Here is a 9,389-nt window from a genome sequence, read left to right as displayed (position 1 = left end):
CTGAGACGCAGACCGCCCAGCGGCGCACGCCCGGCCTCGTGCCCGTCACGGAGACCATGCGCACCACCGAACGCCACCCGCCGGAGCCGCCCAGCGCCGCCGCCGTCCCAACGGGTGTGGGAAGGACGTGGTCGTTCTGGCGGCTGCTCGGCTCCGAGCTGGGCCTGACCTTCCGCCGGCCGCGCAACCTGGTGATGCTGGCCGCGCTCGGCGCCGTGCCGATCGTCATCGGCGTGGCGCTGCGCATCGTCAGCTCCGACGGGGGCATGGGCGGGATCATCGCGGACGTCGCGGGCAACAGCCTGATGCTGACGTTCGCCTCGTTCTCGTTCCTCGTGCTGCTGCTGATGCCGGTCGCCGTCAGCGTGGTGGCGGGCGACTCGATCGCGGGCGAGGCCGGAGCGGGGACGCTCCGCTACCTGCTGGCCGCGCCTGCGGGACGCACCCGGCTGCTGCTGGTCAAATACCTCAACGCGGTCGTCTTCGCGTACGCGGTGACCGCGGTGGTGGCGCTGACGGCCCTGCTGACGGGCCTGCTCCTCTTCCCCGCCGGTCCTGTGACGCTGCTGTCGGGCACCACGATCTCGATGACGGACGGCCTGCTGCGCATCCTCATCACCGTCGGGTACGTCGGTGCCGGCATGGCCGCCCTGGCCGCCATCGGGCTGGCGCTCTCGACGTTCACCGAGGTGTCCATCGGAGCCATCGCGGCCACCCTGGTGCTGATCATCATCTGCCAGGTGCTCCGGGCGATCCCCGAACTGGGCTCGATCACGCCGTACTTGCTGCCGTCCAAGTTCACGAACTTCGACGCGGTGCTGCGCAGCCCGATCGACACGGGGGCGCTGAGGGAGGGGCTGCTGGCGTTCGGGGCGTACATCGTGCTGTTCGGCTCGATCGCCTGGGCACGCTTCTCCGGCAAGGACATCACCTCCTGACGCCGCCCGCCCGCCCCACACGCGACGGGCGGGCGTGCGAGTCATGCGGCGTCAGGCGCCCCTGGCGCGCTGCACGCCTTTGGACGACCCGCACGCTCCTGCGCCGGGCGCGCCGTCCATAGGCGCGGCGTCGCGCGCGTGGGCGCCTGCGGGTGGGCGGGCCGCACCGTTCCCGCCTCCCGTCCCCAGCCGGCACGGCGTCGCCTTGTGCGCGTGGGTGCGGATGGGCTCGGCGTCCGGAGGGGGCCTCCGTCGCCTTGGGCGCCGCGTCGGCGGGCTGGTGGACGGGGGACCCCGGAGCAATGTGTGCGGCGCTCGGCCCCCTAGGCGCCCGGGCCCCGAAGGGGTGAGGGCCTGCCCGGGACGGCGGGTGCCCCGGGCGGCCGGGCCCCAAGGTCGGAGCCCGGCGCCCGGGGTACGGGGCTCAGGAGGTGGGGCGGCGGCGGAGGCCGAGGGCGCCGACCACGATGCCGATGACGCCCACCACCAGGCCCGCCCCGCCCAGGAGGCGGGCGGTCCCGTCAGACGTGGACGTCGACGCCGCCACCGGAACCACCGAAGGCGTGGCACCGGCCGGAGCGGCGGAGGCGGAAGCCGCGCCGTGCTCGTCACCCCCGCTGGCGGGAACCAGCTTGAGCGTCGGGACAGGGTGCTCGGCCTCGGTGCCGTCGGCCTTGGCCGGGTCGGCCCAGTTCACCACCTCACCCCCCGAGTAGGTCTGCTTGGTCGGGAACGTCAGCGACTCCGTGTCCTTGGGCAACTGCCCCATGGACACCTCGAACTCCTGGAACTCCCCAGGATTGATCTTGCCGCCCGACCACACGACCTTGGTCACGGCCTCCTCGAGGTCGCCGTACTCGGTCTTGACCGGCTTTGGCAGCTTGCCCTGCGTGACCTTGACGTCCCAGCCCGGCAGCGGCTTGACCGACACGAACGCCAGCGGATGGTCGGTCGGGAAGTCGACCTCGATCTTGACGGTCGAGGCGTTGTCGCGCTCGTTCGGCACCCGGAACGCGACCTTGGTGAACCCGCCCTGCTCGGCGGTGCCCGGCTGGATGCTGACATGGGCCAGCGCCGGGATGGCGAGCCCGACGGTAAGAGCGGTGGCGGCGGCGAGCACGGCCGCCGCACGGCGTACGAAGGACATGGGAAAACTCCACTTGGTGAATTAGGGGATGAAACGGGTGTCAGATGGTCAGGCGGGAAGTGGAGGACCACGCCTGGCCACGCAGTGCCGGAACTCCGGCTGGAGTGGCACGACCCTTGTCTGGACGATCGGCGCGGCAGGCCGTACGAGGGGCACGACGATCGCCGGCAGCAGCACGAGACGGCGGCCGATGAGGCGCAGCAGCGACCAGAGCGCGACCTCGCCGCGCGCCAGCCACAGGCCCGTGATCAACGTGGCCGTCACGTGCGTGAGCAGCATCCCGGTGTTCACGGCCAGGCCGCCCTGCGTATGGCTGTGCACGACGACGTCCGTCGAGAACAGGCCGTGCAGGGAGAAGTACGTCCCGCCGTCACCGGCGAACAGCTCGTGCAGCCCCAGCTGAGCGCCCACCAGCACGACGTTGATCGTCGCCGTCGAGCGTTCCCTGCCGCACAGCGCCAGCCCCAGCGCGGACACACCCGCGAGGCCGAGACCGGCGGCCCACGGCGCGGGCGCCGAGCCGCCGCCCAGCATGTGGGCGAGCGCGGCAAGAGTCACGCAGACGGCGGAGAAGGCGGCCGTCCGCGCGAGCCTCAGAGGGAGTTGCGCACGCATGGGTGTGCCCCATGCTCTCACGGGGCAGTGACACATGAGACCCAGAGTGCGAAGCTGCACAACGCCTGTCCGAAATGGGCATTTCTCGCTAGGGTCGTGCCGACCGCGTTGACATAGAGGTGAGAACGTTGCGGCACTTAGGTGGATTCCTCATCGGGCTTGTGGTGGCGGCGGCCGTCCTGGCGGGCGGTGGATGGGCCGTCCAGCAGGTCGTCGGCAATGCGGCGGCGAGCCCACCGGACAGCCAGAAGATGTGGATCGCGCTGGGCGCGATGGCCGCGATCGGGCTGGTCGTCGGGCTGGTGGTGGCGGGCCGGGTGTCGCCGCTGGCGACGTTCGTGCCGTCGATGGTCCTGCTGGCCTGGACGGTCGTCTACGCCCTCGACGTGAACAGGGCGCTCTCCTTCATTCCGAGCGAGCCGTCGGTCAACCAGATCATCAGGGACGCCGGCTTCGGCGCCAAGACGTTGCTCACGACGGGCGTGTTCGCCCTGCTCGGCGTGGCGCTGTTCATCCCTGTGCTGATGCCGTCGCGCTGGTCGCGCCGGGACGACGAGCTGGACGAGGACTACGAGGCCACGCCGGAGGGCAGTTACTACTGAGTCATGCCCGTGTAGAGGTGGGTGACTACCTCCTCGAGGCTCGACCGGTCGGGCGCCGTGGCCATCAGGTCGTCGAGCGTGCCGTCGAACGCCAGCCGCCCGTGGTCGATCAGCATGACCCGGCGGCACAGGCGTTCGATGTCGCCCAGGTCATGCGTGGTGAGCAGCACGGTCGTGCCCTGCTCGGCGTTCAGCCGCTGCAGGAAGGCCCTGATGCTGGCCTTGCTCACCACGTCCAGCCCGATCGTCGGCTCGTCGAGCACCAGCACCTCGGGCGCGTGCAGCAGCGCCGCGGCCAGGTCGCCGCGCATGCGCTGGCCCAGGCTGAGCTGGCGCACCGGTGTGCGGATGAACTCGCCCAGGCCGAGGGTTTCGGTCAGCTCGCCGAGCCGCGACCTGAACGCTGCGCGGTCCACCTTGTACAGGTGGCGGATCAGCTCGAAGCTGTCGGCGAGCGGCAGGTCCCACCACAGCGTCGTGCGCTGCCCGAACACCACCCCGATCCGCCGCGCCAGCGTCGTGCGCCTGCGCGACGGGTCGAGCCCGGCCACCCGGACCCGGCCCGACGTGGGCGTGAGAATGCCGCAGAGCATCTTGATCGTGGTGGACTTGCCCGCGCCGTTGGGGCCGAGGTAGCCGACGAACTCCCCCGGCGACACGGTGAACGACAGGTCGCGCACGGCGTGCACGACCCTCCTTTTGATCTTGAACGAACGTCCGGCGCCATCAAGTTCGATCATCGTCAACTCCCCGTGGATCGGTAGTGCCTGATGCCCTGCCGCCAGGCCAGCCCGGCCAGCAGTGAGAGGACCAGCGCGGCGGCCGGTCCGGCGAATCTCATGAACTCGGGCGTGCCGAACGGGTCGGCCCGGCCCAGCACGTACAGGCCGGGCTGCCAGTTGACGAAGGCCAGGGGGAACACGTACGTCACGGCCCTGACCAGGTCGCGGCCGTAGATGCTGAGCGGATACTGGTTGAGCTGGTGGCTGCCGTACGTCACGGCGTTGGACACCTCGGGCGCGTCGGTCAGCGCGAACTGGATCGCGCCGCCCAGCGTCCACAGCGCCGTGAAGATGACCACCCCGGTAACCACCATGACGGGGATCATCCAGGCACGCCGCCACTCGAGGTCGAGTGTGCCGATGCCGTAGCCGAGCACGATGCTCGACTGCAGGAGCCGGCCGACCCTGGCGGGGACGAAGCGGTCGGTGGTGAGCTGGATCCACGCGCTCACAGGCCTGATCAGGATCGTGTCGAGCGTGCCCGCCTTGATGTGCTGGCTGACCCGGTCGATGTTGCTGACGAACGTGTCGCAGACGGCGAACGACACGCTGGCGGCGCCGTACAGGAAGAGGACCTCGTCGCGGGAGAAGCCGGCGAGCGTGGTCGTGTTGGCGAAGACGACCAGGATCACGGCGACGTCGAGCCCGGAGGTGACGATGCCGAACAGGATCATCAGCGCGAACGACACCGGGTACGTCGCCGCGGCGCGGGTCCAGGTCCACAGCAGCAGGAAATACGTCCTAACCACCCTGGATCACCACCTTGTGGCGGATCGCCCTGGTGCCGAGCGCGCCCAGCCCGAGCAGGACCGCCGCCCAGAGCGCCTGGAACGCGAACGTCTCCAGGACCGGGGCCTTGCCGAGGTAGAGGTCGGTGGGGAGCTGGACCATGGCCGCCCAGGGCAGTGACATGGCCAGGTCACCGAACCAGCCGGGAAACAGGTGCAACGGCACCATCATCCCGGAGAAGAACGTGGTCAAGATCATCGACGCCACCGCGACGCCGCGGTCGTCGACGAGCCAGCAGACCGACAGCGCTATCAGGTAGCGCCAGCCGAAGCTGACCACGACGCCGAAGGCGAAGCCGGTCAGGAACGCCAGCCACTGTCCGAGGCCGGCCGGGACGATGATGCCGAACAGCGCGGCGCCGACGAGCATGGGCGGGATGCTGCGGACCAGGAACAGGTATCCGGCCCTGCCCAGGTCCTCGGCCAGCGTCCAGAGCTGGAGCGAGGCGGGGCGGACCAGGTCGAGCGCGATGTCGCCGCTGCGGATGCGCTCGGGGATGCCGAGCCCGCCGCCGAACAGCTGCATCGGGCCGATGAACGCCTGGGTGATGAAGGAGAACGTGATGGCGTCGGACATGTCGTAGCCGGCCAGCCCAGGACGGGCCTGCCAGAGCGCGATGAGGATGTAGGCACGCAGGATCCCGAACACGCTGTTGGTGAACGCGCCGGCGACTGCGCCCCAGACGTAGGTGGCGTGCTTGCGGAAGCCGTACCGGACGAGCCGGGCATAGAGCGGTATGGTTTTGCACCTCCGGGGGGTGATGACACGGTTACCAACCGTGTCCGGACCCGCGCACGGGTCTGCCGATGGGGAGCACGGAATTATGCGACGAGGGCCAAGGGCCCCGCAACGCAATAAACGTCAGCGGTCCGTGAGGCGGTAGACGAAGCGCAGGCCCGACCAGGTGGCGTCGACGGCGGCGACCTTGTTGTCCACCAGGCCCATGGACAGGCCGTAGTCGCGGATGGGGTTCTCGGAGAGGTCCGTGGGCACCTTGCTGGAACGCTTCGGCCAACAGACCCACAGTCCGCCGTTCTTGGCCAAGAGGGCCATGGCGGCTGGGAACACCTGGTGAAGTGTGGCGCTGTCGGGGCAGAAGACCATTATGACGTCGTACGGGCCGGCGGCCGGGGTCCGGTGGACCTCGGCGGCGGGCTCGCCCAGGTCGAGACCGTCGGGGGCGCCGAGGGCGAGCACGTTGTGCCCCGGTTTGATGCCGAGCTTGCGCGGCAGCGGTGTGCCCGAATATCCGGCCATGAACGACAGCGTGTCACAGCGCCGAAATATCCACGTAAGCGATGAGATACTTACTGGCCGGTAGGACGATCTCGTTGGGGGAAGGAGTTCGTCGGAGGGTCAATATGCGGATCGACAGGGACGTGGCTCCCGAGTACCCGTTGAGCTGGCAGGCCCGCGCGCTGATCGGCCTGATGCACGGCACTCTGAAGCCGGCTTCAACGCTACTCATGCGCCATCCTTTCGCCCTGGCCTGCGCCGCCCGGCTCGGTGACATCGGGCGGCTGGTCCGGGTGCCTCAGCCCGAGCACGTCACCATCGAGCTGGAGACGTTCTCGGCGTGTGAGGGCGAGTGGGTGCGGGGCGGACCGGGGCTCGACGAGCGCAAGGTGGTGCTCTATTTCCACGGCGGCGGCTATTTCTCGTGCTCGCCGCGTACCCATCGGTCCATCACGTGGCGACTGTCGGTGGCGGCCAAGCGGCCGGTGCTGGCGCTCGACTACCGGCAGGGGCCGGTGCACCAGCTGGCGGACTCGCTGGCCGACTCGCTGGACGCGTACGACTGCCTGCTGGGACGCGGCCACGCGCCTGAGGACATCATCCTGGCGGGGGACTCGGCGGGCGGCCACCTCACGCTGGCGACGTTGCTGGCGCTGCGCGACGGGAAGCTCCCGATGCCGGGGGCCGCGATCTGCCTCTCGCCGTGGGCCGACCTGACCGACTTCCCGCGCCGCGCGAACCGCTGGCAGGACCCCATGCTCCCGGCCGGCCGGGTGCGGTGGCTGGCGCGCCGGTGGACCTCCGGTCTCGACCCGCGCGATCCGCTCGTCTCCCCGGTGCTGGGGGACTTCACGGGGCTGCCGCCGCTCATGATCGTGACCGGGTCGACCGAGGTGCTGCGTGATGAGGCCAGGAGAGTGGCCGAGCGGGCGCGGCTGGCCGGGGTCCAGGTCCGGTACGAGGAGTGGAAACATATGCCGCACGTCTTCCCGATCCTGGCGGATGTGCTGCCCGAGGCCCGGCTGGCGTTCCGGCATATGTCTGATTTTTTGCGCGCGGTGGCCGCTCGGCGCGCGTCCACCGGGGACATCGCCGCGGCGTGAAGATTTACCACTGCCCCTTTTGTGAAGATCGGCGTACGCTTGCATCTCAGGGAAGTGTAAGGTTAGGTATACCTAACTTTGAGTCAGGGGGCCTGATTGATGGCTGACAAGCCCACGGATCATCATCGGGGCGTCGTCCTGCGGACCGAGCGGATCTCGCGGAACATGGTCCGCGTCGTCGTCGGGGGCGACGGGCTGGCCGACTTCGCCACCTCGGGGTTGACGGACCACTACGTCAAGCTGGTCTTTCCGTACGAAGGGGTGAAATATCCCGAGCCGTTCAGCGTGAAGACCTGCCGCGAGACGATGCCGCGCGAGCACTGGCCGCGGCTGCGGACCTACACCGTCCGCGCCTGGGACCCCGACAGCCGTGAGCTTACCCTCGACTTCGTGGTGCACGGCGACGAGGGGCTGGCCGGACCGTGGGCCGACCGGGCCGTTCCCGGTGACGTCCTGCTCATGCTCGGCCCCGGCGGCGGATACGCCCCCGACCCTGCGGCCGACTGGCACCTCCTGGTGGGCGACGAGAGCGCGCTGCCGGCCATCGCGGCCTCGCTGGAGGAACTGGCGGAGGGCACCCCGGCGCACGTGCTGGTGGAGGTGGACGCGCCCGAGGACGAGCAGAAGCTCGAGACGGCCGCCGACGCGCGGGTCACGTGGGTCTACCGTGGCGACCGCCCCGTGGGCGAGAGGCTCGTGGAGGCGGTGCGGGCGCTGGAGTTCCCCGAGGGAGAGGTGTGCGCGTTCGTGCACGGGGAGGCGGGGTTCGTGAAGGAACTTCGCCGGCACCTGCGGCTCGACCGGGGGATCGGGATGGATCGGCTGTCGATTTCCGGATATTGGCGGACCGGGGCCGACGACGAGGGGTGGCGCGCGATCAAGCGCGACTGGAACCAGCAGGTCGAGGCCGAGGAAGAGGCGGCGCTCGCCTCCTAGCTAAGTACAGGCAAACGCGCAGAGGAGATGTCGATCGAGGATCTGGTGGCTCGTCTGCTCGCCGCCGCTCGTGTCGCCTTCACCCAGGCGCGTGAGCTGCACCCGGATGAGTCGTTCCACATCGTGTGGGGCGTGTTCCTCCTGGTGGCGGCTCGGAACCCGCTCGCCCACAGGTCGTTCCTGTCCTTCACGATGTGGGCAAACCTGGCCCACGCCCTGCTCATGGTCGCGCAGGCGGCCACGGACCTGGACCGCTACTGGAGCAAGTTCCTGACCGACATCCCTTTCATCCTGATCCTGGCCCTCGGCATCTTCTTCCTCAGGCCCTCCGAGAGGGTGCCGGCCGAGGGATAACCCAGCTTGGGGGTACTCGCCCAGATGGTGGCGGGAGATCATCGCGATCCATCATCTGTCACCGGGTGATCTCGCTGTGGGTCAGCACCACCAGCGTCCATTTCAGTCCCGAGTCCCTGATCTGCGTTTCCAGGTCGTGATGGAACGGGCTGCGGCGTCGTCCACGACGGCGCCCGAGGACAGGAACACAGAGGGCGCGTACGGCTCTGGGGATGAGGCTCTTCGTGACGCTTGCCGTACTGAACGTGATCATTCCCGTCCGGCACGCCAGGGCCGAAACACCACTTCAGACCGTCGAACCACAGCCCTTACTAACCCCGAAGGAATGACCGCCTTACCTCCAATACCCCTTATGGCAGACATGCGGAAAGCCTCCGCGGATCCGGCCACAGTGTGCTTTGCCGTGTCCCTGATCAGGAGAGGCGAAAACCGGATGGCGCGTGGTGCAAGTGACATGCCTCCTGGCGTGCGACCGCTTACGGTGGGCGACCCGGTCATCATCGGCCGATATCTGCTCCTCGGCCGCCTCGGCACGGGCGGGATGGGAGTGGTCTATCTGGCCGAACACCCTCAGGGTGGCCTGGTCGCACTCAAGACGCCGCATGCGGTGCATCTCAACGATGCCACGTTACGCGCGCGCTTCGCCGAGGAAGTGGCTTTCTCACGAAGATTGGTGCCGTTCTGCACGGCGGCGGTCGTGGAGGACGGCACCGACAAGGACCGCCCCTACCTGGTCACCGAGTACATCCCGGGCCCGGCGCTCTCCCAGGTCGTCGGGGCCAAGGGACCGCTCACGCCCACGCAGTCCGTCTCCCACACGCGCACGAAGAGTCCGTCCACCCTGCTCGACCCTTCGCCCGAGCGCAAGAACACATTCCAGCCGCCGA

The 9,389-nt window shown here is 69.2% G+C and carries 11 protein-coding genes and 1 pseudogene; 6 read left to right on the top strand and 6 right to left on the bottom strand.

Annotated features, from left to right (window positions below; translation table 11 throughout):
* A partial coding sequence (locus AB0J09_RS45030; protein WP_360705577.1) for an ABC transporter permease occupies positions 1–938 on the top strand: 938 nt, incomplete at its 5' end.
* Positions 939–1,362: 424 nt separating this feature from the next.
* Here the strand turns inward: AB0J09_RS45030 and AB0J09_RS45025 are convergent.
* Positions 1,363–2,085, bottom strand: coding sequence for a YcnI family protein (locus AB0J09_RS45025; protein ID WP_360705574.1), 723 nt, complete (start codon positions 2,083–2,085; stop codon positions 1,363–1,365).
* 48 nt (positions 2,086–2,133) lie between these two features.
* Positions 2,134–2,700 (bottom strand): MFS transporter, encoded by a 567-nt coding sequence (locus tag AB0J09_RS45020; RefSeq protein ID WP_360705571.1) that lies wholly within the window; start codon positions 2,698–2,700, stop codon positions 2,134–2,136.
* 128 nt (positions 2,701–2,828) lie between these two features.
* On the opposite strand from AB0J09_RS45020, the gene AB0J09_RS45015 reads away from it, so the two are divergent.
* Complete coding sequence (locus tag AB0J09_RS45015; RefSeq protein ID WP_360705568.1) at positions 2,829–3,302, top strand: hypothetical protein; 474 nt, start codon at positions 2,829–2,831, stop codon at positions 3,300–3,302.
* Here AB0J09_RS45015 and AB0J09_RS45010 read toward each other — a convergent pair.
* The 4 genes from AB0J09_RS45010 to AB0J09_RS44995 form a co-directional block, all read right to left on the bottom strand.
* Positions 3,296–4,042, bottom strand: coding sequence for an ATP-binding cassette domain-containing protein (locus AB0J09_RS45010; RefSeq protein WP_360705565.1), 747 nt, complete (start codon positions 4,040–4,042; stop codon positions 3,296–3,298). The two genes, AB0J09_RS45015 and AB0J09_RS45010, sit on opposite strands and share 7 nt — an antisense overlap.
* A gap of 2 nt (positions 4,043–4,044) precedes the next feature.
* A complete protein-coding gene (locus tag AB0J09_RS45005) occupies positions 4,045–4,833 on the bottom strand; it encodes an ABC-2 family transporter protein (RefSeq protein ID WP_360705562.1) in 789 nt (262 codons plus the stop codon).
* A complete protein-coding gene (locus tag AB0J09_RS45000; protein WP_360705559.1) occupies positions 4,826–5,521 on the bottom strand; it encodes an ABC-2 family transporter protein in 696 nt (231 codons plus the stop codon). The genes AB0J09_RS45005 and AB0J09_RS45000 overlap by 8 nt, the downstream gene beginning before the upstream one ends.
* A 213-nt stretch (positions 5,522–5,734) precedes the next feature.
* Positions 5,735–6,130 carry a hypothetical protein gene (locus tag AB0J09_RS44995; protein WP_360705556.1) on the bottom strand — a complete coding sequence of 132 codons (396 nt, stop codon included), beginning with the start codon at positions 6,128–6,130 and terminating at the stop codon, positions 5,735–5,737.
* A 104-nt stretch (positions 6,131–6,234) separates the two neighbouring features.
* Here AB0J09_RS44995 and AB0J09_RS44990 point away from each other — a divergent pair, with 104 nt between their 5' ends.
* The 4 genes and pseudogenes from AB0J09_RS44990 to AB0J09_RS44975 form a co-directional block, all read left to right on the top strand.
* Positions 6,235–7,212, top strand: coding sequence for an alpha/beta hydrolase (locus tag AB0J09_RS44990; RefSeq protein ID WP_360705554.1), 978 nt, complete (start codon positions 6,235–6,237; stop codon positions 7,210–7,212).
* 99 nt (positions 7,213–7,311) lie between these two features.
* Positions 7,312–8,148 (top strand): siderophore-interacting protein, encoded by an 837-nt coding sequence (locus tag AB0J09_RS44985; protein ID WP_360705551.1) that lies wholly within the window; start codon positions 7,312–7,314, stop codon positions 8,146–8,148.
* 27 nt (positions 8,149–8,175) lie between these two features.
* Positions 8,176–8,502 carry a DUF6632 domain-containing protein gene (locus AB0J09_RS44980; protein WP_360705548.1) on the top strand — a complete coding sequence of 109 codons (327 nt, stop codon included), beginning with the start codon at positions 8,176–8,178 and terminating at the stop codon, positions 8,500–8,502.
* A 466-nt stretch (positions 8,503–8,968) separates the two neighbouring features.
* Positions 8,969–9,389 (top strand): annotated as a pseudogene (locus AB0J09_RS44975) (hypothetical protein); the annotation flags it as partial.

Origin of the sequence: Nonomuraea sp. NPDC049784 (genome assembly GCF_040659615.1) — a bacterium.
Classification (GTDB): Bacteria; Actinomycetota; Actinomycetes; order Streptosporangiales; family Streptosporangiaceae; genus Nonomuraea.
Note: the sequence above shows the minus strand (reverse complement) of the source record. Positions and strands in the feature narration are given on the sequence as shown.

Excerpts from the sequence above, each read along its gene's own strand:
- AB0J09_RS45010 (WP_360705565.1), bottom strand. The coding sequence starts at position 4,042 with ATGATCGAACTTGATGGCGCCGGACGTTCGTTCAAGATCAAAAGGAGG.
- AB0J09_RS44985 (WP_360705551.1), top strand. The coding sequence starts at position 7,312 with ATGGCTGACAAGCCCACGGATCATCATCGGGGCGTCGTCCTGCGGACC.
- AB0J09_RS44995 (WP_360705556.1), bottom strand. The coding sequence starts at position 6,130 with ATGGCCGGATATTCGGGCACACCGCTGCCGCGCAAGCTCGGCATCAAA.
- AB0J09_RS45025 (WP_360705574.1), bottom strand. The coding sequence starts at position 2,085 with ATGTCCTTCGTACGCCGTGCGGCGGCCGTGCTCGCCGCCGCCACCGCT.
- AB0J09_RS45020 (WP_360705571.1), bottom strand. The coding sequence starts at position 2,700 with ATGCGTGCGCAACTCCCTCTGAGGCTCGCGCGGACGGCCGCCTTCTCC.
- AB0J09_RS44990 (WP_360705554.1), top strand. The coding sequence starts at position 6,235 with ATGCGGATCGACAGGGACGTGGCTCCCGAGTACCCGTTGAGCTGGCAG.
- AB0J09_RS44980 (WP_360705548.1), top strand. The coding sequence starts at position 8,176 with ATGTCGATCGAGGATCTGGTGGCTCGTCTGCTCGCCGCCGCTCGTGTC.